The following is a 25,083-nucleotide window of genomic DNA, read 5'->3' as shown; positions in this document are numbered from 1 at the left end:
GTAAGAAATTCCAGAAAGGGTAAAATGATATGGGCCATTTGTTACGCCAGGTTATCATCATTTATCTCATTCTGTCACTGGCTTTGACAGTATTTATGATGGCCCGGATGTATTGGGTCGATCATAAGGCAACCAATAAGAAATTGGGGAAAGCACGTGTTCAGGACTTGAAACGGGCCGGCCGCTGGCGGCAGCTTCCTCTCTATACCATGGAGGAAATTCAGGCCGATAAGAAACTGGGGGATGTTCGGCTGACCATTTTCCCGTGTGACAGTGGAAAACGGGGAAAATATGCCATTGTTCTTCCGGGCGGCGGTTATGCTCATGTGATTACGGATACGGAAGGATACAGTGTCGCAGCCAAGCTGAACGAAGATGGGGTCACTGCCTTTGTCCTCGAGTATCGGACCGGCTTCAGCTGCTCGGATCATGCGCCCATGCGGGATCTGGCACGTTGCGTCCGCTTTATCACAGAGCATGCAGATTCGTTCAATGTAGACCCGACCGGTTATGCCCTGATCGGCTTTTCAGCGGGCGGCAATCTTGCAGGTATTTATGGCACTCGAAAATACGGCTGGCATCTCTATGGGACAGAAAAGCCGGGAACTCTGATCCTGGGTTATCCCTGGAGTAATATCAATCACTGGATGCAGCATCCTTACTGGAATATCTGGGAAGGCCTGATCGGCATCTGGTTCCAGGAGCGGGGGAATTTCTTCATGTTCCGTACCCACCAGGGAAAGGAAAAAAGAGATTCGCTCTGTGTACAGAAATGGATCGATGACGATTATCCGCCGGTCTATATGTTTACCGGGGATGATGACATTTTGGTCAAGGCAGGTGCACATACGGATGTTTTAGCGAAAGCGCTTCGGAAGAAGAATATACCGCTTTTGTATCAGCGTTTCTTCCAGGTTCCCCATGGAGTGGGCCTTGGAATTGGCACCAATGCAGAGGGCTGGCTGGAAGAAGCCCTGGAGTTTTGGAAAAAAGAGGCCGGGGAATAATTCCCCGGTTTGGATTCGCTTTTTTCCACTGTTCATCTGGTTTTGGAAAAAAAGAGGCCGGGGAATCATTCCCCGGCCCTTCCTGTGGGTAGATTTATTTCGCCCTCATCTCTTGTGGGCAGATTTATTTCGCCCTCATCTCTGCCAGCTGACAGATGATGTCAATGCAGCACTCTTCACCGAGGGTACCGGAATCCAGTGCCAGATCATAGTTGCTGTAATCGCCCCAATGCTGGTCTGTATAATAACGGTAGTAAGTGCGACGCTGCTTGTCCTTTTTCTTGATTCGCTTTTCCACATCCACGTCCTTGATTTCACCATAGCGTTCCAGGACTCTGGCTCTCCGATGTTCCATATCGGCATGAATCAGGACATTGATGCAGGGGATCTGTGCCCGCCGAAGGATATAGTCGGAACAACGTCCGACAATAACGCAGGGTCCCTTCTTGGCGGTTTCGAGAATGACCTTCCTCTGCGCCAAAAAGATTTCGTCCTGGGGACTCTGGAAGTACATGGTGCTGGCTGCGGAAACGTCGAACCATTTATTCGCCATGCTTGCTGTCTCGCCCTGCTCCTCGATCAGTTCCTTACAGTAACCGCTGTTGATTGCCGTCTGGTTGACGATCTCTCCATCCAAGAAGGGAATATTTAATTTCTTTGCCACCTGTTCTCCGATGGAATGTCCGCCACTGCCGAATTCACGGCTGATCGTAATAATAGGATACATAAAAATCACTCTCCTTGTATGGCTGGGAATATTCTGACTACACTCTTAGTTTAGTGAATTTGTTGGTAAAATGCAAGATTCCAGAATGCATACAAGGCAGTTTTTACAAAGAACTATAAGGAGATTTCACTTGTTACATATCGAATTTGCTCCCATGGAAGGAATCACCGGATTCCCCTTCCGAAATGCCTTTGCGAAGATTTATGGAGGAATCTCTGTCTATTACACGCCTTTCTTAACAGTGAACCAGAATAAGAAGTTCGGCAGTCATGATATCCGTGATGTCAATCCGGAGGTCAACCGGTGGATTCGTGGTGCTAATCCAGAGGTAAACCGATCGGTTCGTGATGCCAATCCAGAGGCAAACCGATGGATTCGTGATGCCAATCCAAAAGGAAATCAATCGGTCTGTGATGATGTGAAAGGTAAACAATCTATAGCACTCATTCCACAGATATTAACAAATAAGGCAGATCAGCTGGCTTGGGGAGCTGAAAAACTGTATGAACTGGGTTATGGGGAGGTGAATCTGAATCTCGGATGTCCTTCACCGACGGTTACAAAGCGACACAAGGGCGCGGGTCTCCTTTCTGACCCGGAGGATGTAGACCAGTTTCTGGAGGGAACATTTCGCATTTTGGAGGCAGATGGCTGTCCGGTCTATATTTCCGTAAAAAGCAGGATCGGGATGCAGGATAAGAGTCGGTTCGATGACTTGCTCCGGGTCTATGCTTCTTATCCTCTGCGCCGCCTGGTTCTGCATCCGCGGCTGGGATGCCAGGGTTATGATGGAAATGTGGATCTGGAGTGCTTTTCCGAGGCTCTGCGAGTCTTGCCCTGCCCGGTGATTTATAACGGGGATCTTCGGAAGGTGGAGGATGTAGAGGATGTTCGTGAGAGGTTCCACCAGGCGGCGGGGATCATGATCGGTCGAGGACTTCTCTATGATCCGAGCCTGGCCCTGAAAATTCAGGAGGGCCCGGATGGCGAGGGCCTCGGTCAGGATCTAAAAGGCCGCTTGAGTTTGTTCGTGTCCTTTCATGAGACACTTCTGGAGGAATACATCCGGGCAAATCCTTATCCGGACAGCTGTGTGCCACGGATGAAGGAATTGTGGAGCTTCTGGCTGGAGAATCCGGATCTTTTGGAAGTTTTTGGCAGAGAACCCCTCCGAAAGATGGTAAAGAAGATCAAAAAGAGCCGGAATCTGGAAGATTACCGGCTGGCAGTCAGGAATCTAACCGACATTTGTCTGATATGATCATGGATTGACATAGGCATCTCTTGCCTTTGGGAGCATCGTTTTTTCACAAAACCTTCTTTTCTTATACACAAAATCATCACAATTAGACGATATGATGTAATCATCAAATGAATGAATACTTCATTTGAAAAACTTTTTTTCATAATCCTCCCCCATACGAGCCGCGTCGAGAGACGCGGCTTATTTATTGCAAATAAAACGTCTGCAAACGGCCACGTCAGGAGACGCGGCTTTATTATTGTACTAGGAAAATATCTGTAAGCGGCCACGTCAAGAGACGTGGCTTTATTATGGTCTTGTCCCGGGCCAATTATCGTAATGCAGAACATTTTTCTGAAATACGATAGTACCGGACGTTGATCTGCAGCCTATTATCGTAATAGGAATTGTTTTTTTAAAATCCGATAGTAAGAACTTGAATTCAATATCTGATTTTGGAGAGTTACCTCCTATTACGATAAATTGGTCCAAAACCGGGCAAAAACAAGTGCCTAACTATCATAATTTGAAGAGTTTCCTCCTATTACGATAAACTGGTTCAAGATCGGGCAAAAACAGGAGCCTAACTATCGTAATTTGAAAGATTGACTTGTATTATGATATTGCTACAATATTTCGCATGAGGGCAGGCAAGACCAAATGTGTTATAATAAAAAAATCTGTAAGCACTTGAAACTAAGTACTGTAGTGTTACGGTAGGCTGACCAAAGTATAGTAGCAAGCTAACAGAAGGTCTGCAGCAAGCCAATAGAAAGCCAACGGAAGGCCTGCAGCAAGCCAACAGAAAGCGAACGACAGCCAACAGAAGGCCTGCAACAAGCCAACGGAAAGCCAACAGAAGGCCTGCAGCAAGCCAACGGAAAGCCAACAGAAAGCCTGCAGCAAGCGAACGAAAAGCCAACCGAAGGCCAACAGCAAGCTAACAGAAAGTGTACAAAACCATGGATCCTAGAGAACCTGCCAGGGCGAGAGTCCGGAAGGGAAGCCAAGAGGACAGTCAAGATGGAAGATTGGAGCTTACACCTTTTCCCATCATCGGACTTGATATGAGTGGAATTCTTCGGGAAGAGACCCTGCCTCTGACACGTCCTCTGATTGACTGCCAGGATATCAGCGGCACGGATTGTTATTGTGATGAGATCGCAGAAGAAGAGATTAAGTCCCGCCTGACCGGGATCGGGCCGGAGGGGGTTCATTTTCTGGATTCCGGGAACTACCATTACCTGACACTTTTCTTTCTGCAAAAGCTGCCAGAGGATCAGCCCTTTGAATTGATCCTGTTTGACAATCATCCGGATTCCAAAGAACCGGCCTTTGGAGATATCTTGTCTTGCGGTGGCTGGGTCAGGAAGGCTTGGGAGAAAGTCCCCGGACTTTTGAAGATCACGATGATTGGCATGGATCCTCTTCTTTTGAAAGAAGAGGGACTAAAGCCGGGCAGGAATTCTTTGAAGCGAAGGCCGGATCTTTCCCCTTTGATCATTGAATGTTATCCGAGTGGGCAAAATATAGACCAGAGGCCGGATCTTTCTCCTTTGATCATTGAATGTTATCCGGGTGGGCAAAATATAGACCAGAGGCAGGATCTTTCTCCTTCGATCATTGAATGTTATCCGAGTGGACAAAATGTAGACCAGAGACAGGATCAAGCATATGACATCCCGGTCTATATTTCCATCGATAAGGATGTGCTTCGAGTCGAAGATGCCAGATGCAACTGGTCGCAAGGAAATATGTCGAAAGAGGAATTGCTGGAGATGGTCAGTGAGATTTACCGGACACGGCGGGTCCTGGGCATGGATATTTGCGGTGAGGAAGACAGGAAGGACCTGACGGAAGGCACGAAGGAAAACGAAAAGCGAAATCAGGAATTAGCAGAGCTGCCAGGATGGTGTCATTTTACTGCTAAGAGCAAAAATAAATAGATCATGTGAAAGACAACGATGACGAATCGTGAAAGGAAGGAAGATTATGACAAGTCAGTCAGATGCCAGAAACCTCTCCATGGTCATGGATCTCTATGAGATGACCATGGCGAACGGATACTTTAAATATAAAGACGATCATACGACGGTCACATTCGACGTATTTTATCGCCATAATCCGGATCAGGGCGGATATGCGATTTTCGCCGGTCTGGAGCAGGTGGTGGATTATATCGAGCATCTGCATTTTTCGGATGAGGATATTGCTTATCTGGAATCGCTTCATATTTATCGGAAGGATTTCCTGGAGTGGCTTAGAAATTATCGTTTCCATGGGGATGTCTTCGCTTTTCCCGAAGGAACTATCATGTATCCCAATGAGCCGATCCTGACTGTCCATGCGCCACTTCTGGATGCCCAGCTGATCGAGACGGCAATTCTGGCTCTGATCAATCATGAGTCATTGATCGCCACCAAGGCCAGCCGAATCGTTCGTGCGGCCGATGGCAGAGGTGTTTCGGATTTCGGCGCCCGCCGGGCGCACAATATGGATGCAGCGGTCTATGGGGCCAGAGCTGCTTACATCGGCGGTGCCGGCTCAACAGCAACTGTTCTCGCCGGTCAGATGTTCCATATTCCGGTCAGCGGAACCATGGCTCATAGCTGGGTCATGTATCAGGAGGATGAATATACCGCCTTCAAGGAATTTGCAGAAACCTATCCGGATAACTGCATTCTTTTGGTCGATACTTATAATGTTTTAAAATCCGGCATGCCCAATGCCATCCGGGTAGCAAAAGAAGTGCTGGAGCCTATGGGTAAGCGCTTAAAAGGTGTTCGGATTGATTCCGGCGACCTGGCTTATCTGTCACAGAAGATGCGGAAGATGCTGGATGATGCAGATCTCAAAGATGCCATTATCGTCGGATCAAACAGCCTGGATGAATATACGATTTCTTCGATCATTTCTCAGGGCGGCTGCTTTGACAGCTTCGGAGTCGGTGAACGCATGATCACGGCAGAGTCCAACCCGGTCTTTGGTGCAGTTTATAAGATTTCCGAAGTTGAGCACGACGGTGTAAAGATTCCGAAGATCAAGATCTCCGAGACGGTTGAGAAGATCACCAATCCCGGAAGAAAGAAGGTCTTCCGGATCTATGACCAGGACAAGAAGGCGGTGGCAGATCTCATCACCATGGAGGATGAGACTCCGGACTTTAGTAAACCATATCGTTATGTAGATTCCAGAAAGCCTTGGAAGAACCTGTGCTTTGAAGGCTGTACGGCCAAGGAACTTCAGGTTCAGGTCATCAAAGATGGCAAGAGAACCTTCCCGGAGAGAGATCTGAAAGAAATTCAGACTTATGTCAAGGATCAATTGGATCATGAGATCTGGGCATCCGAGAAGCGGTTTGAAAATCCCCATGTCCACTATCTGGATATGAGTCCGGCTTATTACGAAATGAAGATGGATCTTCTTTATAAGAGTCAGAAGGCAGATTGAGGAGGCTGGTACATCATGTCAGAGGAAATCAAGGCCAATTTGCCCAAGGACCTTCCGGAGCGGCTGCGCCGGCAGCTGGAATTTGCTCTTGCAATTGATCAGGAGAAAAATGTCCTTCGTCAGACCCATTTGACCGGTCATGGCAGGAGAGAGGATGATGCGGAACATGCCTGGCATATGGCAGTAATGGCGGCAGTCCTTGCAGAGTATTCGGATGAAAAGATCAATAAAGGCCACACGATCCTTCTCTGTCTGATTCACGATCTAGTGGAAATCTATGCCGGTGACACCTATGCCTATGACGAAGAGGGTAAGAAGTCGCAGAAGGTGCGGGAAGAAGCAGCGAAGGAAAGGCTTTTTTCCATTTTGCCGGAAGATCAGAAGAGCTTTTTTTCGGATCTCTTTGAGGAATTTGAGGAAGCGAAAACACCCGAAGCACGATTCGCAAGGGCCATGGACAATCTCCAGCCCCTCCTTCTCAACAATTCGAATGACGGAGGCGACTGGAAGGAACATGGTGTCTCTGTCGATCAGGTGGAAGGCAGGCAGAAGAGGACACGGGAAGCCTCGCAGACGCTTTACCGTCTGACGGAAGAAATCCTGAAAGAGAATGTGAAGAAGGGAAGTCTTCGTGGCAGTGAAGAAGACCGGTGATGTAGAGCCTGACAGGTGACACAGTAATTCTTGTAAGAAAAAAGCCGTAACTCTGGTGAATCACTAGAATTACGGCTCTTTTTATAGGCAGACTTCAAATGCAAAGCAGGAAGCCAGGGCTCTTTTTATAGGCAAACTTCAAATGCTAAGCAGGAAGCCAAGGCCATTTTCTTAAGAAATCTTAACAAATCTTAAGAGATAATGATCTGAATCGTGCAGTCTCCGAGAGGGAAGGTGGAGCAGGCGTGGATATAGCCGAATTTCTTATCGGCATAACGTCTTCCGTCTCCAGCGTCCGGGACGAAAACTTCTCCCTCGATCAATTTGGATCGGCAATAGCCGCATGCACCGCTTCTGCAGCGGGTTTGATTGGGAATACCGGCTCGTTCCAGAGATACAGCCAGAGGCTCTGTTGAGAGAGCATCGATGACCGTTTTTTCCAGACCGCGGAGTACGGTCAGATGGTAAATCGTTTCGGCCTGATCCTCGGGATAAGGAGCAATCTCGCTATTTACCGGAAGGTCTTTATTTGCCTTTCGGATACGGTAACCACTGGCTTTCGTAATATCTCGAGGTGCACCGAAGACCTCCATCCGGATTCGTTTGGCCGGGACATTCAGCGCTTTTAACTCACCGCTTACGAAGTTGTACATAGGCAGAGGACCGCAGACAAAGTAACTGGTCTCTCCATCCGACGGTTTTCCGTAAGAATATTTCTCGATCAGATCCCGGGAAAGGAATCCCTTCTCACCATCATAGTCCGGATCATCGGACAAGACGTTAATAAAGCGGACTCTGTCACATTCTGCTTCGATCTTCGAGAGCTCATCGACCAGAATAATATCCTTTCGGTCACGGGATCCATAAAGGATCGTGAGATCACAATCCAGACTTCCGTGAGCAATTTCCTGAGCCATGGAGTAGAAAGGCGTGATTCCGGAACCACCGGCCAGAGCCAGGATATGTTTTGCATCCCGCAGGGGCTCATAGTGGAACTGTCCGAAAGGCAGATGGACCGTAAAGTGATCGCCGACATGAGCTTTTTCATAGAGATAGCTGCTGATAAAGCCCTGACCGGGGCGGCCGTTTCGGATGGTCAGTTCGAAAAAGGATTTCTCTCCCTGTCTGGCCTGATAAGGGGCCGATGAAATGGAGTAAGGCCGGGTGGTGACAGTCGTTTTGCCACTTTCTTCATCCTTTACCTTAAGGTCAATCGAACAGTACTGGCCTGCATAGAAAGGGGGAAGCGTATCACCGTCTTCCGGAACAAAGGTGAACTTCCGGGCAGTTGGGGAGACTTCTTCGACTTTGGTGATCCGGACATGAGTCTTATTGGGATGAACTTCCTCTGCAACCTCCCGGATATGATCCTTATAGAGGTTTTCAGGGCTTCCACTCTGAATCAGCTGTCTTCTGGCTTTGATGACGCGGTTGGCGCCTGTGACATCTTTTAAAAATCCATTGACTTTCATGCTCAGGCCTTCCTTTCTTTCTGCATCTCATCCAGAATGATCTTGGCTGCGATCTTACCGTTATTGATATTACATGCCATACCGTCGCCGACTAACTGGTGGCTGGCACAGCCGACAAGACCTTTGATATACATTTCCTTATCAACGTCTTCCAGACGGGCAACGACAGAGTTGTCCATGGAATGCTGATAACCGTAGATACCGCCCTTATAGTCGCTGGTATAGTGGGAAATCGTGACGGGGGTCTCTATTTCGATATCATAGATATGATCTCTTAAATTGACACCAAGCCGTTTGGATACCTGATCGATCATCTGTCCGGCGATCCGGTCCTTGGTTTCAAAGTAGTTATCCGCATTTACACCGTCAAAGCATTCCGGCAGAGGCAGATTGGTGATGGAAAGCGAGGTCATGCCATCCGGTACACAATCCGGATTCGCGTAATTCAAGCAGATCGTGGTCAGGAAGTCCCAGTTGCCAAGTCTTTTCCCTTGTTCCCAAAACTTGTCCGTATCCATAGAGCTATCTGCAGAAAAGACGGAGTAGGCATGAATATTGAGATCCTCCGGTCTGGCATCGAGAAGAAGCACGACAGAGAAGCAGGAAACGGACATCGGCATGGCATTGGCATACTTTCTGGCGGCTGCCGGGACTTCTGACTGGGGCTCGATCATCTTGCCGTAAACGGTATTGGGATAAGGTGCACTGGCAACGTAATCGCAGTGGATCTCTTCGCCGTGGGCCGTCCGGACACCATAGACCCGGCCATTTTTCACGAGGATCTTATCAACATTCTGACCGAATTCCATCTGAACGCCAAGCTGTATGCAGCGCTCCGCCATGGCAACGGACATCTCATGGGAGAAGCCGCGTGCGACATAAGAGCCGCCCAGAAGATAATCAGCCATGAGGAAGGAATAAATGGTAAAGGGCATAGTGGACAGGGGCTGACCGACATAGATCCAGTAGGCCGACAGGATCTGCTTTACTTCCTTCTTCATATTGGGACAGATCTTATCAATGACTTCTTTCGCAGAATAGCCGGCCGTCTTTGCCAGTGCCTCGTGATTCTTTAAGGTCTCGAATTTTGAGATACTGTGTTCGTTCAGATAGAGAACGGACTCATAGACCTGTTTTGTGACCTCCAGGAGCTTATTGACATCATCACGGGATCCCGGATACTGAGCCTCAATTTCGTCGGCGCAGATCCAGCTTCCGTCCGGGCGTCTGCCGGCATGAAGTTCGATATCGATATGATCTTCCGGGGAAACGAAGACATAGGCCTCCGGAACCCTGAGCCAGTCGATACAAACCTTCATTTCATCCAGATACTGGCGGATGAAGAGTGGATCTTTCTGGCTTCCGATGGACATCATCTCATGTAAGGTGGCTTCGATCTCAATGCCGTCACGGACAAAGGAGGTTGCGATTCCGCCCGGCAGATTGTGCCGTTCCAGAACCAGAACGTCCTTCCCCTCGGAGGCCAGCTTCATGGCACAGCTCATGCCGGCCAGGGCGCCGCCGATGACGATGACATCATATTTATTCTTATAAAATGCCATAGATTTCTCTTTCTAACGATATGGAAAAATACAGACCAATGCGAAGACTTTTTCTGCATTTCCCATCGTGACTGAAAATAAGGCACCGCAAGATGCGATGCCCTACTTTATTTTATATCATGTGGTCAGGAAGACTTAGAAGAAACGCTCTACCAGTTCTCTGGAGTATTCAGCGGTCTCATCCATATCGCCGAAGGACATGATCTCGCCTGCATAGAAGGTATCATACTTATCCTGCATTGCCTCGACATCGTCGTACCAGCCGGCTGCATAGTCCTCAGAGAATACATGCGGGAAGTAGTACCATTTGCCCTCGTTGATGACTTCCTCAGCGGGATTATGCATCTCTTTCAGATCATTCAGAACGACCTTCTTGGTCTTCTCATAATCAAGCTCAGGGCCTCCCTTATGCTTACGAAGGGTGTAAGTTACGATCGGCTGATTGATGTCATCTCTCCATCTTCTGTAGTAAACCATCAGATGCCCAAGACGCTCCGGTGTCATATTCTCGAAGATATAGTAGGAGATCTCCGGATGGTTCTCCGGTGTGGTGGTAACTGCCATGGTGTCGTAGCGCTCATAATCGATCTTGTCGAAATGAGACTTCTCATCCTCACGGATATCTGCATAGTCACCGAAGAACTGGAGAGGAGCAGTAACGATCAGCTTGTCATATTCTGTGGTCTCTCCGTTGGCGGTAACATAGACCTTGCCGTCTTTTCTCTCTACCTTTTCGATCTTCATATTGAGAAGTGCCGGATGCTTCAGATGATCGTTCAGGCTCTCCCAGATGGACTGGGTTCCGTTCTTCCAGGTCCAGAGGTTGATATTAACGAAGTTCATGCAGGTCTGGAAATCCAGATACTTTAAGACATAAGCAGCAGGGATCTCATCGAAGTAGCCATATCCGAAGGAGGTAAAAGGTCCGACCCAGATATCCTGTGTCAACTCGACACCATTCTTCTTACAGAATTCACTGAAAGGAAGAGCCAGATCCTTCAGATTCTCGTTTTCACCCTCGACCTTGTTCCGGTTAGGTGTGCAGTCCCAGCCGTCATAACGTCCCTGGGCAACACCGCGGTGTCCATTGACATCATAACCCTTGTACTTGGTCTCGAGGATACGTCCGAGTTCCTTGACCTGTTTCTTCATCTTCATAAGCTTGGGAATCTGCAGAGGGTTTTTCTTGGGATCGAAAGGATGAATGACATCGCCCTTCAGGTTCTTATAATCTCGGTTCAGTTTCGGACCGTCATGCGTGATTCCGCAGAATTCCTCAACATCATGTACGGCATAATAGGAAGGAACGCCCATGATGGCACCCATCTCATATCTCCTGCCGTTGTACTCCGGAGAATGGCATTTACCGCCAACCCAGCCATTTCTTTCCAGGATGGTGTAATTCTCATAACCCTTTTTCTCGAGATACATGCCGGCAGAAAGTCCTGCAGGGCCGCCACCGATGATACAGATCTTGGTATTCGGATCAAACTTCATAATAACCTCCATATGTGCTGCTATTAAATGAACCGTTTGCGTCGGAAAGGGCTTTTGCTTCTTGTCATTAAGCTAAGTCGAAGACCGCTTTTTTATAGACATTGAAGGAAACCAAAATCGTTCGAAACAGTTCCAAAGATCGATAATATTTTAACATTCACAGTCAGGAAGGTAAACAGAGAAAGCACGGTCGTTTTTCACGAAAATCATCGTTAAAATTTTGACAAAATGACGAATGACAGATCAGATGGATCATGCTATAGTTATATAGGTTGTAGTTATAGATCAATGACAACCAGCTTATAAGTCATCGACAGATATGGACGGATGCGGATCCTCTTCCCAATCCGTCTTTCTTTTTGTCAGGGAGGAGACAGATATGGATCCGTTTTTTCATTCATTTCAGGAGCTTCTGGATCATATGGCAGAAAGCTGTCCGGACCGGATCGCCCTTCGTTTCTCACCGGATGCGAAGGAGTCACATCTTACCTATCGGGAACTTCGGGACGAAGTCGTAAGACGGAAGGAAAGAATCCTTGATGAAGCGACAGCCGGGGACTTTCCACCGGCTATCCGGATGGAAGCCGGAAGGACTGTTTTACTGACCGGGAAAACGGACCTGAACTGGATTCTGAACCTTCTGGCTTCCGTAACGGCCGGCTGCATGACCGTCCTTTCCGATCCCAGCCGACCGAAGGATCAGGTGCAGAAGGAGTGGGAGAAGAGACGTGGGCCTTATTATCCCGGAGCCCTTCTCTTCTATACTTCCGGAACGACCAATCGGGGTAAAGCGGTTGTTCTGACTCAGGAGAGCCTGCTTCGGGCCGCCTGGAACGGGCAGTCTATGCTGCCCTGCCAGAAAGAAGACCGTCTTCTTTCGGTCCTCCCTCTCAACCATGTTTTCGGATTCGTCTGTGCCTTCCTCTGGCCCCTGACTCAGGGAGCAGAGATCGACCTTGGAACAGGCCTTCGCGGCCTTCTGACAGACTGCGGCAAATATAAACCAACCATTCTGACCTGTGTACCGACATTGCTTGGCCTCTTCCTGCAGGCGGATGTCCTGAATCCGGAACTTCGGATGGTCCTGGTTGGTGCCGGTCCCTGCGATCCGGACCTCGTCAATGCAGTTTTAAAAAAAGGAATTCACCTGCGCTTTGGCTATGGTCTGACTGAGACATCGAGCGGCGTGGCAATCAGTATCGAGGACAGTGACCCTTATGGTTTTGTCCCCTGTCCGGATACCTCTTTTCGAATCACAGAAGAGGGAGAATTGCTGTTGAAAACCCCCTGTATGATGCAAGGTTATTATGATCTGCCGGACAAAACAGAAGAAAAACTGATTCAAGGAGAGCTTCATACCGGTGACCTGGCTTCCCTTGACGAGAAAGGCCGGATCCATATTCTGGGAAGGATCAAGGATGTTCTGGTTCTGCCAAACGGAGAGAAAATTTTCTGTCCGGAGGTAGAGGCGGCCCTGCAGAAGGTCCTATTGGATTCTGTCGAGATTGCCCTCCTTCTGGATCACAAAAAACTGGCTTTGGCAGTGAGAAGGAAGAAGGAGGATCAGGGAAAAGCTTTTCATGGACTGACTCCGGAGGAGGCGGTAGATCAATGGAATGCCGGGGAGAGCCTGGGACGGCGGATCCAGAAGATCCTTTATCTGGAGGAAGAATTTCCCCGAACCACGACGGGAAAATTAAAGCGTTATCTCCTGCAGGAAATGGTAGAGAATCGAAAATCCGCCGGAAGGAACTAAGAAATACCGGATAGGAAACAAATGATAATAGAAGAAGGAGAAAAAAATGGGAGAGCAAAAGATCAGTTATACAGATGAAGAAATCTTTGAAAAGTTAAAAGGGATCCTGGAAATCTGCTGTCCGGACCTGGATGTCAATACGGTAAAGCCGGACTCTGTCATCAACCGGGATCTTGGTATTGATTCTATGAATTTTGTTATGATCATGGTGAAAGTGGAAGCTGCCTTTGATATCCGTGTCGAAGATGAAGAATGGGATCATCTCCATACCGCACAGGATGTCATTGACAAAGTGAAGGAAGAACTTGCAAAGAAGGCCGAGGCATGACAAGTATTTACACCCGGGACTGGAAAGTTTTGGCATCGGATGTAGATCGTTATCAGCATCTTCGGATGAGCAGGATCTTTCAGCTTCTGCAGGAACTTTCCATTGCGCATACGGAGGAACTTGGCTTTCCGAGAGAAACCACATTAGACCGGGGCATGCTTTGGGTCATTTCCCGTATGCAGGTGGAACTCATGCGGCCGATCTCTTATGACGAGAAAATCTGCATGACTTCTTCGCCGGAAAAAATGCTCCATATGATCTATCCCAGACGTTATGAGATCCTGGATCAAAAAGGGAAGACGATAGGACGGGCGATAGCTCTCTGGATGCTCATTGATTCCGTGAGCCGAAGATTCTGTATGCCGGGGACCAGCCATGTGATCATTGACGGTCCCGAGCCGGACAAGGATCAGTCTTATCCGGAGGGCCTGCCCTCTTTTGAGCCGTTGAAGGAAACGGCTCATACCGTGACCTACAGTGAGCTGGATCTAAACGGTCATGTCAATAATACCCGCTATCTCAACTGGATCGATGATCTCCTGCCGGATACATATCACAAGAAGGGCTCGATTCGGTCGATTCAATTGAATTTTCAGAAGGAAATTCAGGCCGATACAAGGGTTACCCTGGCAGAGAGGATCGAGGGACCATCCTTTTCGGTAGCAGGGATCCTTCCAAACGGAAATCTTGCCTTTCAGGCAAAGGGCGAGATGTTTTCCTGAAGATAATAAAATCCCCTTCCTGAGAACGGAAGGGGATTCTTTTGTATCTGACATCAGATTGTTTCTTAACAGATATGTTTGGCGTTTTCCATCGCTTTCTTTGCCATCAACCGGCGATGCACCTTATTTTTTTTCTTAGCGATGAAGGTCTCGGTCCATATTTCCGGCGTGAAGAGGATCAGCATGGGGAAGAGTTCCAGACGGCCGGCCAGCATGTCGAAGGATAAGACGAGTTTCGACAGGTTCGACATTGCATGGAAATTCCCGGCAGGACCAACGACTCCGAGACCGGGTCCGATATTGTTGAAGGTGGCTGCAACTGCCGTAAAGCTGGTCACCAGATCCTTTCCATCAAAGCAGATGATGAAGAGGGAGATCACGAAGATCATAAAGTAGGTGACGAAGTAGACATTGGTGGAACGCAATACGTCATGCTCAATGGTTTCGCCATCCATTTTGATCTTTTTGATGCTCTTGGGATGGATATAGGAAACGATCTCCTTGATGAAGGTCTTGAATAGGATCACGACCCGGGAGACCTTGAGACCACCGCCGGTGGAACCGGCACAGGCGCCGATGAACATCAGAGTGACCAGGATCATTTTCGATACGCTGTCCCATTTGTTGAAGTCCACCGAGGAAAAACCGGTTGTTGTTATGATACTGCTGACCTGGAAGAAAGCCTGCCGAAGGGCACGCTCTATATTTCCCACATGGCCTATGATCCGGCTGAAAATGGTCAGGGTGGAGAAGGCAATGATGATGAAGTACCAGCGGACTTCCTCCATGGCCAGAGATTTCTTCGGCTGCTTATGAAGAAGGAAGTAGTAGAAATTGAAGTTGACACCGAACAGCATACAGAAGGTACCGATGATCCATTGCTGGGATATGGTATAGCTTGCGGCGCTGTCATTCCGAACACCGAAACCACCGGTTCCGGCGGAACCGAAGGTCATGCAGAGGGTGTCAAAGAGCGGCATGCCGGTGCAAAGGAGCAGGACGATCTGAATTAAAGTCATGCCGACATAGATGAGATAGAGGATCTGTGCGGAAGACTTGACTTTGGGAACCAGCTTTCCAACGGAAGGTCCTGGCGATTCTGCCTTCATGAGGTTGATATTCGAGCCTCCGGTCAATGGAATGATGGCAAGAAGGAAGACCAAAACTCCCATGCCGCCGGTCCAGTGGGTGAAACTCCGCCAGATCAGGGAAGTGTGGGAAACCGCCTCAACATCGGTAAGGATACTGGATCCTGTGGTCGTGAAACCGGAAACTGTTTCGAAAAAAGCGTCAAAGAAGGAGGGAATCTCTCCTGTCAGCATAAAAGGAAAACAGCCGAAGACGGACATAATGAGCCAGGACAGAGCGGTTGTGACGCATCCTTCTTTGAGATAAAATAGTGTATTCCTGGGCTTCTTCAGACTGAGAAGGGTTCCCAGGACAAAGCAAATCAGTGCCACAATGACATATGCATAGCCCTGTGATTCCTGATAGATCAGTGCAGTCACGATCGGAAGGAGCATGAGAATGCTTTCGATCCGAAGGACATAACCTAATACATAGCGAACGATCGCTGTATTCATAAAACGAACCTCGATAAAACGAAAACGGTATCAAATCCAAAGCCCTAGAAACTTGTGTATGCTTGCAGGGTTTTCATATAATCCGGGGCTTGGCTTCAATGGTAAAGCTGCCTATTCTGCAAGAATGTCATCCAGATCATTAAAGCAGGTATGGGTGGTTACAACCATGACGGTATCGCCAACCTGGATCTGATCAGAACCGCTGGGAAGAATAATCTCACCGCCCCGATTAATAAAGGCAATCATGAGAGAGTCCTTTAACTTCAGATCAGAGAGAGGAGCCATGGTTGCTTTGGACTCGGAATCCACTCGGAATTCGATGGCCTCGACCTTCTGGTCGTACATATGGTAGAGGGTCTCGATATTCGAACTATTGGAAGCACGTTTTGCCCGTGCATATGCAATAATGGCTTCTGAAGTGATATAGCGCGGATAGATAATGGATCCCAGATCCAGGTCGTTGATGACATCGTGGAAGTTGGAACGATTGACTTTGGTGATGACCTTGGTATCACTGACTCTTCTTGCGAATAAGGTCAGAAGAATATTCTGCTCATCGATCCCGGTCAGGGAGACAAAGGAATCCACCGATTCGATCCCCTCTTCCCGAAGCAGTTCTTCATCGGTGCCGTCGCCGTTAATAATGACAGCCTCCGGCAGCACCTCAGAGAGACGTTCGCATCGATTGGAATCCTTCTCTATGATCTTCACACTGACCCCCATATGGATCAGCTGCTTGGCAAGATAGTAAGTGCTCTTGCCTCCACCGATAATCATGCAGTCCTTTACGGTTGCATTGTTGATATTTAAAGCCTTGAGGAAGGATCTTCGATCACGGCGGGGCAGGACGAAGGAGACTACATCGCCTGCCTGGATCCGGAAGTTACCGTTTGGAATCGTGACATTTGCATTTCTCTCAATTGCGGTCACAAGCAGTCTCGTCTTACCGGGCCTGGACTGGGCAAATTCCGCCAGGGTGACCCCATCCAGAATACTGTTCTGAGGGATCCGGTATTTGACAAGCTCTGCCTGACCATGGGCAAAGGAGTTGACGTTCAAAGCACTGGGGAGATAGAAGAGTCTGGCCATCTCACGGGCAGACTCGAGTTCCGGATTGATGATCATGGACAGACCCAGTTTGTCGCGGAGATAGCTGATCTCATTGCTGTAATCCGGGTCCCGGACACGGGCGATGACAGAACAGTTACCTACTCTCTTGGCAACGGTACAGGTCAAAAGATTCAATTCATCCGAATCCGTAACAGCAATCAGAAGATCGGCATCGACAATATCAGCCTGAGCCTGGGCTGCATAGGTAGCACCATTTCCAACGATTCCCATGACATCATACATATTCGTGAGAGCTTCGATTTTCGATGCTTCCCGGTCAATGACAGTGATCTCATTGCCCTCCTGGGACAAGCGTTCTGCCAGGGTGCGGCCGACTTTGCCTGCTCCGACAATGATCACCTTCAAAGGTGGTTTGTCATGGTTCTTGTTGATTCCAAACATGATAGTTCCTCCTGAGGAAGAATAATAATTTCTATGAAATATAGACCGGCATACAATCGGAATACAGTAGAAATGGAAAGCCCCGACATTCGAGAAGAATTGCCGGTACTTTCCATTCTGCCTTTTCAAAAACTGGTCTTTTAAAACGTACTCACAGAGAATACGAAAAAAAGGAAGAAGCCTTAGAATCCGTGGTCTCTTAAAATACGGATACAATCTGCAAGATGAGAGGCCAGACTGACGCGCCCGGATTCTTCTTCAATGGTGATATCCTGATATTTCTCATAGAGCCTGGTGCGCTCTTGATAGAGATCCTTCAGTGTCTGATCCGGCCGGTGCACAACACCGCGGGCATCCAGATCGCCGATCCGGCGCTGGCATTCTTCGTAAGAGATCTTGAGGTAGACGATGGTTCCGATCTCTTTGAAGTGACGCATGGCATCCGCCCCATAGATCACGGATCCGCCGGTTGCCACGATGGTATGGTCTACATTTAAACCGGCATTGACTTCATTCTCGATCCGATTGAAGCCGTCGATTCCGTGGTCTCGGATCAACTCGGACAAAAGGTGACCGGTTTTCTCCTGGATGACCAGGTCACTATCGATAAAACGATAGTTCAAAGCCTTGGCCAGGAGAACGCCGAGCGTACTTTTGCCGCACGCAGGCATACCGATCAGGATGATATTGTTGGTCTTGTCTGCCTTTCCTGTCTCCAATGTGTTCTCTCCTATTTGGTACCGAAGATCCGGTCGCCGGCATCGCCGAGACCCGGACAGATATAAGCGTTCTCATTGAGTTCGCGATCCAGCTGGCCGACATAGAACTGCACATCCGGATGATCCGCGGAGATCTTCTTTAAGCCCTCAGGAGCTGCGATGATGCACATGAATTTGATCTTCTTGCCGCCGTGCTGCTTGATCAGGTTCAGGGCATCAGAGCCGGAACCGCCGGTTGCCAGCATAGGATCAACGACCAGAATGGTACGAAGCTCGATGGGATTGGGCAGCTTGCAGTAGTATTCGTGAGGCTCATGGGTCTCCGGGTCACGATACATGCCGATGTGTCCGACTTTGGCAGTCGGAACCAGATGCAGAACGCCGTCCACCATGCCAAGTCCGGCACGAAGGATCGGAACAATGGCAAGCTTCTTACCGGCAAGTACAGGTGTCATGCATTTCTCAATCGGAGTCTCCACTTCGATTTCCTTGGTCGGGAGGTCGCGGAGTGCCTCATACCCCTCTAGCATGGCGATCTCACTGACCAGAGCACGAAATTCGTTGGTACCGGTATTCTTATCCCGAAGCATGGAAATCTTGTGCTTGATCAGGGGATGTTCAAGAATATGTACGTTTTCTCCAAAATCCATAATAACCCTCTTTCTATCGAGTCCCGAAGAACCCACTCTAAATAGTCATCGCTATTGTAGTCAAAGGTATTCCAGAAGTCAATAAGGCCACCCCCGAAGGGATGGCCTTATCCAGGTACATGATCAATTTTCTTAATTTTCGCGCTTCAATTCGGAAACTTCTTCCTCATTAAAATCATAATCCTTATTCGGCAGGATGGCATTTAATACGATGCCGAAAATGGAGGCCAGGGCCAGGGAAGTCAGTGTGATGGTGACCTTCCCGATGGTGAAGGTGATGCCTTCGGAGAAGCCAAGACCGGTGACAAGGATCACTGCAGCTACGATCAGGTTCCGGGAATTCTTGAAGTCCACCCGATTCTCTACAACATTTCGAACACCGATGGCGGAGATCATTCCATAGAGGATGAAGGAGATACCGCCGATGATGGCAGAAGGCATGGTACCAATGAGCTCCGCAACCTTCGGGAAGAAGGAGAGAATGACAGCATAGATGGCTGCGATCCGGATGACCCGGGGATCATGAACCTTGGAAAGCTCCAGGACACCGGTATTTTCGCCATAGGTGGTATTGGCAGGACCGCCGATCAGACCGGCCATAGCAGTTGCAAGACCATCACCGAGAAGGGTACGGTTTAAGCCGGGATCTGTGATGAAGTCCTTGCCGCAGGTAGCGGAGATCGCAGAGATATCACCGATGTGTTCCATCATGGTCGCAATGGCGATCGGGGCCATGACGAAGATTGCGGTCGGATCAAATTTGCAGATCTGGAAAGGCTGGAAACTGACAATGGAGGCTTTGGCAATCTCACCGAATTCGATAATGGAGGAGCCGTCGGCATTGGTCATTCCCAAGAGCTGGAAAATGACTGCGCAGAGATAGGAGATGACGACGCCCATCAGGATCGGTATGATCTTGAACATGCCCTTGCCCCAGACATTGAAGATGACAACGGTTGCAAGCGCAATCAGGGCAAGAATCCAGTTGGTCTTGGCATTGCTGATGGCAGAGGGAGCAAGAGAAAGACCGATACAGATGATGATCGGGCCGGTGACGACCGGAGGCAGATATCGCATGACCTTCTTTACACCGACCAGCTTAATGACCAGAGCCAGAACCAGGTAGAGGAGTCCGGCCACAACGATGCCACCGCAGGCATAGGGGAGTTTCTCTCCCATGGTCATATTCTTATAGATACCGGTCTTCAGATTCGCTACGGTTGCAAATCCGCCAAGGAAGGCGAAGGAAGAACCGAGGAAAGCGGGAACTTTTCCCTTGGTCAAAAGATGAAACAGCAGGGTGCCCATACCTGCGCAGAAGAGGGTGACCTGGATATTGAGGCCCTCTCCCTTGAAATAGTTGTTGACCAGAATCGGGACGAGAATTGTCGCACCGAACATGGCGAACATGTGCTGCAGGCCCAGAAGAAGCATCTTCGGATAGCCCAGAACACGGGCATCATCGATTACATTTTTGTTCATAATACACTCCCATCTTACTACTTGTATGTGCCATTTGGCATGACTCCAATCGCTTAGTATACACGATACAAAGGTAAAATGAAATGCAGACCGGTAGAATTGGAAAATTCCCTATTTATTAAAGTGGATGGAAGAGCCACAAGGATGCCGAATGTGTCTTGGAAGCCTTGTGAATTAAAGTGGATGGAAGAACCACAAGGATGCCGAATGTGTCTTGGAAGCCTTGTGAAAAAGACGGCCTGTGTTTATAATAAGAAAAGTCAAACCGACAGATTACTAGAAAGCAGGGAATCATGCAGCAGGAGAAAGTCATCGTTATAGATTTCGGCGGCCAGTACAACCAGCTTGTCGCCCGCCGGGTCCGCGAAAATAATGTTTACTGCGAGATCTATTCTTATCGGACGCCTCTGGAAGAGATCCGTAAGATGAAGCCTCGGGGAATTATTCTGACCGGCGGCCCCAACAGCGTCTTCGAGGAGGGCAGCGCAACTGCTCCCAAGGAACTGTTCGAGCTTGGAATCCCTGTTTTGGGCCTCTGCTACGGCGCCCAGCTGATGATGCATGTCCTCGGCGGAAATGTAGACCACGCCCCGGAGCGCGAGTATGGGAAGACGCGGATCTCAGTGGATGATCCGACAAGTCCTCTTTTTGCAGGCGTGCCGGAAAGTTCCATTGTCTGGATGAGCCATAATGACTACATTAGTAAGGTCGCTCCCGGTTTTCATATCACAGCCCATACCGCAAATTGTCCGGTGGCAGCAGCAGAAAATCCGGAAAAGAAACTCTATGCTTTTCAGTATCATCCGGAAGTACTTCACAGTGAATTTGGTAAGGAAATGCTTAAGAACTTCGTATTAAATGTATGCGGATGTTCCGGTGACTGGAGGATGGAGGATTTCGCAGAGAGGACGATCAGCGAGCTTCGTGAGAAGATCGGAGACGGTAAAGTCCTTCTGGCCTTGTCCGGCGGTGTCGACTCTTCTGTTGCGGCAGGCCTTCTTTCCCGGGCCATCGGAAAGCAGCTGACCTGTGTTTTCGTAGACCACGGTCTTCTCCGAAAGGATGAGGGCGACCAGGTTGAGGCTGTCTTTGGTGAAGGCGGTCAGTTTGATCTGAACTTTATCCGGGTCAATGCCAAGGAACGTTATTATCAGAAACTCGCCGGTGTGACCGAGCCGGAGAAAAAACGAAAGATCATTGGTGAGGAATTTATTCGTGTCTTCGAAGAAGAAGCGAAGAAGATCGGCCGGGTCGACTATCTGGCTCAGGGCACCATCTATCCGGATGTTGTAGAATCCGGCCTGGGCGGGGAATCCGCCACCATAAAGTCCCATCATAATGTGGGCGGTCTGCCGGAACATGTTGATTTTAAGGAGATCATTGAGCCGCTCCGGAATCTCTTTAAGGATGAAGTTCGTCGGGTTGGTCTGCATTTGGGAATACCGGAAGAACTTGTGATGCGACAGCCCTTCCCGGGGCCGGGCCTTGGCATCCGGATCATCGGAGAGGTCACGGCGGAGAAGGTCAAGATCGTTCAGGACGCCGATGCCATTTTCCGCGAGGAGATGAAGAAAGCCGGTTTGAACAAGACCGCCGGCCAGTATTTCGCAGCACTGACCAATATGCGCTCTGTCGGCGTCATGGGTGACGAGCGGACCTATGACTATGCAATCGCGCTTCGCGCCGTCAATACTGTCGATTTCATGACGGCGGACATCGTTGAGATCCCTTATGAGGTGCTGAAGACAGTGACCAGTCGGATCATCAATGAAGTGAGCCATGTAAACAGGGTACTCTATGATATTACAAGTAAGCCGCCGGGAACAATTGAGCTGGAGTAACGGGTGAGTAGTTCCAAGTAGTTTGCAATTGCATAGAAAACCAGTAAGATCAAGGGCTGAGAGCATTTGCTCCCAGCTCTTTTTTGTAATGATTCTAATAGTGATTCTAAATTGATTCTATAAATGGCTTCCTTAAACCACACATTGCGTGCATGGAGCGGACATGATATAATCAAGAAAACGCAATGCGAGGAGAATGAAATGGATATTGCAAAGGTGATTAAAGAATTACGTGAGGGTGTGAAAATGAATCGAAAAGAATTCTCAGAGCACACTGGGATTTCGGTTCGAACACTTGAGGATTGGGAGGCTGGTCGTCGTACTCCTCCGGAGTACATACCAAGACTTATAGCATATCAGCTGAAATATGAGGAATTGGTGGGGAAAGGTGTTAAATATGGAGGGGCAAGTGGCGAAAACGGAGCAGATTCAGACAACGGATAATATACCGTTGAAAGTGGAAACTATAGATATTAGGAGTCAAATTCATATCGTACGTGGGAAGCAGGTTATGCTGGATAGTGATCTTGCTATGTTATACAAGGTCGAAACAGGAGCTCTGAACCGTGCGGTTAAGCGCAATAAGAAACGATTTCCTGAAGACTTTTGTTTCCAACTGTCGGAGGAAGAGTTTTTGAGATGCCAAAATGGCATCTCAAAGGATGATGACCCAGATGGACGCGGTGGCAGACGATAAAATGAACGAATTTGAGTTGTATACAATGATGTTTTTTTGGATAGATAATTATTATGCTGACTCTACCGATGACAGAATCAATAATTTGATAGGAGAAATGAATCCTTTTTTGTGGCAAGATATAGGTTCCGCTGATCCGGCTAATTATGATGAGTTTTGCCGATACATGAAAGGAAAAACCATAACTCTCGATAATAGCTTTGAATTAGCAAAAACCTTTGCAAAGACAATAGATTATGTTGATGTAACAGAGGCCTTTGAAGAATCTGATTATGACAAATGGAAGAATGGGTGCAAGAGATATATTGCCGAGGAACATAAGGGCGGTGAAGCCAGAGAAATCTGACAAAAGTCAGTTGCTTAAAATAGAACAATAGAATCACAATCCTTGATGAGTGATTCTAAAATGATTCTATTTTTCTGGAAAGCACAAGAAATATAGGGTGCTTTGGGGAAGATAAAAAAATAGAAACGCTGAATTTACCAGTATTTCACACGAGAAAAAGAGTTGAAACTGGGGAGCTGGAGTGACAAAGTGATAAATAATGTATCCGCAAGCCCTTGATTTTGCAGGGCTTGCGGATTTTTTATGCTCTTTTGTGACACCATTTTGATGTAAATCATGATCTTAGACACAGTCATGTGTCTTTATTAATTCATATGGGCTTTTCAGCAGTTGCTATCGGAAAGCGTGTTGGACACCAAAGTGAGAGGATTACATATTACTATGCACATCTTTTTCCCGGCGTGCAGGAGGAGATTGCAGATAGACTAGAAAAGGAAAGAATACAAGGGTGAACGTACTTTCCACGATAATTCAACTGCCACGTTGTGTTATGTGACGAGGAGAAATTGTGATATTAAATGGTTTACATACTGGAGATTTCGTGATATTCCTGATTATCTAAAAGGGAAGATAAAACTTCCTCAGAATGATGCTCAGATTAAACACATATTTGAAGAAAGGGAGGGGCACCTTGCGGATACTCCTGAAAATCGAGAGTTGTTGGTAAATCTTGCGAATGATTCTAACGCCTATATGGGTAAGGACAAATATGGGAATGATTGGAATGTCAAGATGAATGAAAACGGAACACAGGACTGGGTAAGAAGCCTGAATCAGACAATCAATGAAGGAGGAAGAAATCTAACGCCGAAAATATGGGATAGGGAGACTGGACTATATAGAAATCCAACAAAGAGGAAATAGATATGAATAGTTTTGAATTATTTACTATGATTTTTTTTACATTAGATGCATACTGGGACGAGCATAAAGGCGAAGAATTGGGAAATTTCTTAAGTGGCATGAACCCATTTTTGTTCGAGGGAGAAGGCTCTGCTATTTCAAATGTATATTCGGAATTTTGTGCTTTTTTGGATGATATGCCTATTACAAAAGAAAATAGCTACAGTATTGCGAAAGAATATGTTTATAGTTTGGATAAGGACTATGTCACAAGCGCTTTTGAGTGGATTGATAAGAAAAAATGGGATGACAGTTGTGAAGATTATCTGGCAGAACCACATAAGGGAGGCGAGGCAAGGAAATAATTGTAGTTATAGTATCACTGGAGACAGTATCGAAATTTGTCAACCTTATCAGGATTTAAAAATACTTTATCGATATTATCCCAGTTACGGATTGCACGACTATTCCAACGCTCTGGATGAGCTGTTTCTGCGAGAGCTTTTTCCTTTCGCTGAAGCTCCTTCCTGCGATATCTAAAATGATATCACACATAACTTCAAGCTTCACTGACATCTATTCTGGCACACGGGGGTATATTGAAGCGTTGAAACAATAAAAAGGATTTATTGAGTAGAGAATTGACAAAACGATTAATAAGGTGTATCTTTAAAGCAGAAGTACTAATGGAGAACAGAAGTAAATGATAGCGGAATGGCATGATAAAGAGGCCGAAAAAATATGGAATATGAATTTCTCGACGAAGCTGCCTCATGACATTCAGAAGACAGCGAGAAGAAAGCTTGTAATGATTCACTCGGCTGCAAGCATTAATGATTTGAGAATACCGCCTTCTAATCATCTTGAAGCATTCAAAGGCAATCGTGAAGGTCAGCATAGCATTAGAATAAACGATCAGTATAGAATATGTTTCCATTGGAATAACGGAAACGTAATTATTGAAGAAATTGGTGATTATCACTAAGGAGGTG

24 protein-coding genes and 1 pseudogene are annotated in these 25,083 nt (G+C 47.7%); 16 read left to right on the top strand and 9 right to left on the bottom strand.

The window, feature by feature from the left end; genetic code table 11:
* The first annotated feature begins 29 nt into the window (after nucleotides 1-29).
* Nucleotides 30-1,007: an alpha/beta hydrolase gene (locus ACKX2L_RS04910; protein ID WP_497550501.1), complete on the top strand. Its 978-nt coding sequence runs from the start codon at nucleotides 30-32 to the stop codon at nucleotides 1,005-1,007.
* 124 nt (nucleotides 1,008-1,131) lie between these two features.
* Here ACKX2L_RS04910 and ACKX2L_RS04905 read toward each other — a convergent pair whose 3' ends face one another.
* A complete protein-coding gene (locus ACKX2L_RS04905; protein WP_497550500.1) occupies nucleotides 1,132-1,734 on the bottom strand; it encodes a cytidylate kinase-like family protein in 603 nt (200 codons plus the stop codon).
* 130 nt (nucleotides 1,735-1,864) lie between these two features.
* On the opposite strand from ACKX2L_RS04905, the gene ACKX2L_RS04900 reads away from it, so the two are divergent.
* The 4 genes from ACKX2L_RS04900 to ACKX2L_RS04885 all read left to right on the top strand — a co-directional run bounded on the left by ACKX2L_RS04900 (nucleotide 1,865) and on the right by ACKX2L_RS04885 (nucleotide 7,081).
* Nucleotides 1,865-2,995, top strand: a complete 1,131-nt coding sequence (locus ACKX2L_RS04900; RefSeq protein ID WP_497550499.1) for a tRNA-dihydrouridine synthase — start codon at nucleotides 1,865-1,867, stop codon at nucleotides 2,993-2,995.
* Nucleotides 2,996-3,939: 944 nt separating this feature from the next.
* Entirely contained in the window at nucleotides 3,940-4,923 is a 984-nt protein-coding gene (locus tag ACKX2L_RS04895; RefSeq protein WP_497550498.1) for a hypothetical protein, read from the top strand.
* A 46-nt stretch (nucleotides 4,924-4,969) separates the two neighbouring features.
* Nucleotides 4,970-6,427 (top strand): nicotinate phosphoribosyltransferase, encoded by a 1,458-nt coding sequence (locus ACKX2L_RS04890; RefSeq protein ID WP_497550497.1) that lies wholly within the window; start codon nucleotides 4,970-4,972, stop codon nucleotides 6,425-6,427.
* 15 nt (nucleotides 6,428-6,442) lie between these two features.
* Entirely contained in the window at nucleotides 6,443-7,081 is a 639-nt protein-coding gene (locus ACKX2L_RS04885; RefSeq protein WP_497550496.1) for an HD domain-containing protein, read from the top strand.
* A 191-nt stretch (nucleotides 7,082-7,272) separates the two neighbouring features.
* Here the strand turns inward: ACKX2L_RS04885 and ACKX2L_RS04880 are convergent, their stop codons facing one another.
* The 3 genes from ACKX2L_RS04880 to ACKX2L_RS04870 all read right to left on the bottom strand — a co-directional run bounded on the left by ACKX2L_RS04880 (nucleotide 7,273) and on the right by ACKX2L_RS04870 (nucleotide 11,612).
* On the bottom strand, nucleotides 7,273-8,553 hold the full coding sequence (locus tag ACKX2L_RS04880) for an FAD-binding oxidoreductase (RefSeq protein WP_497552751.1): 1,281 nt from the start codon (nucleotides 8,551-8,553) through the stop codon (nucleotides 7,273-7,275).
* Nucleotides 8,554-8,555: 2 nt separating this feature from the next.
* Nucleotides 8,556-10,115 carry a phytoene desaturase family protein gene (locus ACKX2L_RS04875; RefSeq protein ID WP_497550494.1) on the bottom strand — a complete coding sequence of 520 codons (1,560 nt, stop codon included), beginning with the start codon at nucleotides 10,113-10,115 and terminating at the stop codon, nucleotides 8,556-8,558.
* Between the two features lie 135 nt (nucleotides 10,116-10,250).
* The gene (locus tag ACKX2L_RS04870) at nucleotides 10,251-11,612 is read right to left on the bottom strand and encodes an FAD-dependent oxidoreductase (protein WP_497550493.1); all 1,362 of its coding nucleotides are present in this window, start codon (nucleotides 11,610-11,612) and stop codon (nucleotides 10,251-10,253) included.
* Nucleotides 11,613-11,991: 379 nt separating this feature from the next.
* Here ACKX2L_RS04870 and ACKX2L_RS04865 point away from each other — a divergent pair, with 379 nt between their 5' ends.
* The 3 genes from ACKX2L_RS04865 to ACKX2L_RS04855 are packed head-to-tail and all read left to right on the top strand — an operon-like array spanning nucleotide 11,992 to nucleotide 14,418.
* Nucleotides 11,992-13,368: a class I adenylate-forming enzyme family protein gene (locus ACKX2L_RS04865; RefSeq protein WP_497550492.1), complete on the top strand. Its 1,377-nt coding sequence runs from the start codon at nucleotides 11,992-11,994 to the stop codon at nucleotides 13,366-13,368.
* 46 nt (nucleotides 13,369-13,414) lie between these two features.
* A complete protein-coding gene (locus tag ACKX2L_RS04860; protein WP_497550491.1) occupies nucleotides 13,415-13,696 on the top strand; it encodes an acyl carrier protein in 282 nt (93 codons plus the stop codon).
* On the top strand, nucleotides 13,693-14,418 hold the full coding sequence (locus ACKX2L_RS04855) for an acyl-[acyl-carrier-protein] thioesterase (protein WP_497550490.1): 726 nt from the start codon (nucleotides 13,693-13,695) through the stop codon (nucleotides 14,416-14,418). The genes ACKX2L_RS04860 and ACKX2L_RS04855 overlap by 4 nt, the downstream gene beginning before the upstream one ends.
* Nucleotides 14,419-14,483: 65 nt before the next feature.
* On the opposite strand, the gene ACKX2L_RS04850 is transcribed toward ACKX2L_RS04855, so the two are convergent.
* The 5 genes from ACKX2L_RS04850 to ACKX2L_RS04830 all read right to left on the bottom strand — a co-directional run bounded on the left by ACKX2L_RS04850 (nucleotide 14,484) and on the right by ACKX2L_RS04830 (nucleotide 20,364).
* Complete coding sequence (locus ACKX2L_RS04850; protein WP_497550489.1) at nucleotides 14,484-16,001, bottom strand: TrkH family potassium uptake protein; 1,518 nt, start codon at nucleotides 15,999-16,001, stop codon at nucleotides 14,484-14,486.
* Between the two features lie 111 nt (nucleotides 16,002-16,112).
* Nucleotides 16,113-17,513 (bottom strand): Trk system potassium transporter TrkA, encoded by a 1,401-nt coding sequence (trkA, locus tag ACKX2L_RS04845; RefSeq protein WP_497550488.1) that lies wholly within the window; start codon nucleotides 17,511-17,513, stop codon nucleotides 16,113-16,115.
* A 182-nt stretch (nucleotides 17,514-17,695) separates the two neighbouring features.
* Nucleotides 17,696-18,232 (bottom strand): shikimate kinase, encoded by a 537-nt coding sequence (locus ACKX2L_RS04840; RefSeq protein WP_497550487.1) that lies wholly within the window; start codon nucleotides 18,230-18,232, stop codon nucleotides 17,696-17,698.
* Between the two features lie 11 nt (nucleotides 18,233-18,243).
* Nucleotides 18,244-18,882, bottom strand: a complete 639-nt coding sequence (upp, locus tag ACKX2L_RS04835) for a uracil phosphoribosyltransferase (RefSeq protein ID WP_497550486.1) — start codon at nucleotides 18,880-18,882, stop codon at nucleotides 18,244-18,246.
* Between the two features lie 132 nt (nucleotides 18,883-19,014).
* The gene (locus tag ACKX2L_RS04830) at nucleotides 19,015-20,364 is read right to left on the bottom strand and encodes a uracil-xanthine permease family protein (protein ID WP_497552750.1); all 1,350 of its coding nucleotides are present in this window, start codon (nucleotides 20,362-20,364) and stop codon (nucleotides 19,015-19,017) included.
* 293 nt (nucleotides 20,365-20,657) lie between these two features.
* Here ACKX2L_RS04830 and guaA point away from each other — a divergent pair, with 293 nt between their 5' ends.
* From guaA to ACKX2L_RS04790, 8 genes and pseudogenes are all read left to right on the top strand, one after another.
* Entirely contained in the window at nucleotides 20,658-22,205 is a 1,548-nt protein-coding gene (gene guaA / locus ACKX2L_RS04825) for a glutamine-hydrolyzing GMP synthase (protein WP_497552749.1), read from the top strand.
* A gap of 201 nt (nucleotides 22,206-22,406) precedes the next feature.
* Nucleotides 22,407-22,649, top strand: a complete 243-nt coding sequence (locus tag ACKX2L_RS04820; RefSeq protein WP_497550483.1) for a helix-turn-helix domain-containing protein — start codon at nucleotides 22,407-22,409, stop codon at nucleotides 22,647-22,649.
* Nucleotides 22,573-22,902, top strand: a complete 330-nt coding sequence (locus ACKX2L_RS04815) for an ORF6N domain-containing protein (protein WP_497550482.1) — start codon at nucleotides 22,573-22,575, stop codon at nucleotides 22,900-22,902. Before ACKX2L_RS04820 ends, ACKX2L_RS04815 begins: the two co-directional genes overlap by 77 nt.
* Nucleotides 22,889-23,248, top strand: a complete 360-nt coding sequence (locus tag ACKX2L_RS04810; RefSeq protein ID WP_497552748.1) for a hypothetical protein — start codon at nucleotides 22,889-22,891, stop codon at nucleotides 23,246-23,248. Before ACKX2L_RS04815 ends, ACKX2L_RS04810 begins: the two co-directional genes overlap by 14 nt.
* 275 nt (nucleotides 23,249-23,523) lie before the next feature.
* Nucleotides 23,524-23,700, top strand: a pseudogene (locus ACKX2L_RS04805) (site-specific integrase); the annotation flags it as partial.
* 40 nt (nucleotides 23,701-23,740) lie between these two features.
* Complete coding sequence (locus ACKX2L_RS04800; protein WP_497550480.1) at nucleotides 23,741-24,112, top strand: hypothetical protein; 372 nt, start codon at nucleotides 23,741-23,743, stop codon at nucleotides 24,110-24,112.
* A gap of 2 nt (nucleotides 24,113-24,114) precedes the next feature.
* Complete coding sequence (locus ACKX2L_RS04795; RefSeq protein ID WP_497550479.1) at nucleotides 24,115-24,456, top strand: hypothetical protein; 342 nt, start codon at nucleotides 24,115-24,117, stop codon at nucleotides 24,454-24,456.
* 338 nt (nucleotides 24,457-24,794) lie between these two features.
* Entirely contained in the window at nucleotides 24,795-25,076 is a 282-nt protein-coding gene (locus ACKX2L_RS04790; protein ID WP_497552747.1) for a type II toxin-antitoxin system RelE/ParE family toxin, read from the top strand.
* Nucleotides 25,077-25,083 lie beyond the last annotated feature (7 nt).

Origin of the sequence: Porcibacter vitabionis, assembly GCF_046263795.1 — a bacterium.
Lineage (GTDB): Bacteria > Bacillota > Clostridia > Lachnospirales > Lachnospiraceae > Lachnocurva.
Note: the sequence above shows the minus strand (reverse complement) of the source record. Positions and strands in the feature narration are given on the sequence as shown.

Bases quoted from the DNA above. Each gene is read 5' to 3' on its own strand.
- ACKX2L_RS04910 (WP_497550501.1), top strand. From the start codon at position 30: ATGGGCCATTTGTTACGCCAGGTTATCATCATTTATCTCATTCTGTCA.
- ACKX2L_RS04905 (WP_497550500.1), bottom strand. From the start codon at position 1,734: ATGTATCCTATTATTACGATCAGCCGTGAATTCGGCAGTGGCGGACAT.
- ACKX2L_RS04895 (WP_497550498.1), top strand. From the start codon at position 3,940: ATGGATCCTAGAGAACCTGCCAGGGCGAGAGTCCGGAAGGGAAGCCAA.
- ACKX2L_RS04890 (WP_497550497.1), top strand. From the start codon at position 4,970: ATGACAAGTCAGTCAGATGCCAGAAACCTCTCCATGGTCATGGATCTC.
- ACKX2L_RS04885 (WP_497550496.1), top strand. From the start codon at position 6,443: ATGTCAGAGGAAATCAAGGCCAATTTGCCCAAGGACCTTCCGGAGCGG.
- ACKX2L_RS04880 (WP_497552751.1), bottom strand. From the start codon at position 8,553: ATGAAAGTCAATGGATTTTTAAAAGATGTCACAGGCGCCAACCGCGTC.
- ACKX2L_RS04875 (WP_497550494.1), bottom strand. From the start codon at position 10,115: ATGGCATTTTATAAGAATAAATATGATGTCATCGTCATCGGCGGCGCC.
- ACKX2L_RS04870 (WP_497550493.1), bottom strand. From the start codon at position 11,612: ATGAAGTTTGATCCGAATACCAAGATCTGTATCATCGGTGGCGGCCCT.
- ACKX2L_RS04865 (WP_497550492.1), top strand. From the start codon at position 11,992: ATGGATCCGTTTTTTCATTCATTTCAGGAGCTTCTGGATCATATGGCA.
- ACKX2L_RS04860 (WP_497550491.1), top strand. From the start codon at position 13,415: ATGGGAGAGCAAAAGATCAGTTATACAGATGAAGAAATCTTTGAAAAG.
- ACKX2L_RS04855 (WP_497550490.1), top strand. From the start codon at position 13,693: ATGACAAGTATTTACACCCGGGACTGGAAAGTTTTGGCATCGGATGTA.
- ACKX2L_RS04850 (WP_497550489.1), bottom strand. From the start codon at position 16,001: ATGAATACAGCGATCGTTCGCTATGTATTAGGTTATGTCCTTCGGATC.
- trkA (WP_497550488.1), bottom strand. From the start codon at position 17,513: ATGTTTGGAATCAACAAGAACCATGACAAACCACCTTTGAAGGTGATC.
- upp (WP_497550486.1), bottom strand. From the start codon at position 18,882: ATGGATTTTGGAGAAAACGTACATATTCTTGAACATCCCCTGATCAAG.
- ACKX2L_RS04830 (WP_497552750.1), bottom strand. From the start codon at position 20,364: ATGAACAAAAATGTAATCGATGATGCCCGTGTTCTGGGCTATCCGAAG.
- guaA (WP_497552749.1), top strand. From the start codon at position 20,658: ATGCAGCAGGAGAAAGTCATCGTTATAGATTTCGGCGGCCAGTACAAC.
- ACKX2L_RS04820 (WP_497550483.1), top strand. From the start codon at position 22,407: ATGGATATTGCAAAGGTGATTAAAGAATTACGTGAGGGTGTGAAAATG.
- ACKX2L_RS04815 (WP_497550482.1), top strand. From the start codon at position 22,573: ATGAGGAATTGGTGGGGAAAGGTGTTAAATATGGAGGGGCAAGTGGCG.
- ACKX2L_RS04795 (WP_497550479.1), top strand. From the start codon at position 24,115: ATGAATAGTTTTGAATTATTTACTATGATTTTTTTTACATTAGATGCA.
- ACKX2L_RS04790 (WP_497552747.1), top strand. From the start codon at position 24,795: ATGATAGCGGAATGGCATGATAAAGAGGCCGAAAAAATATGGAATATG.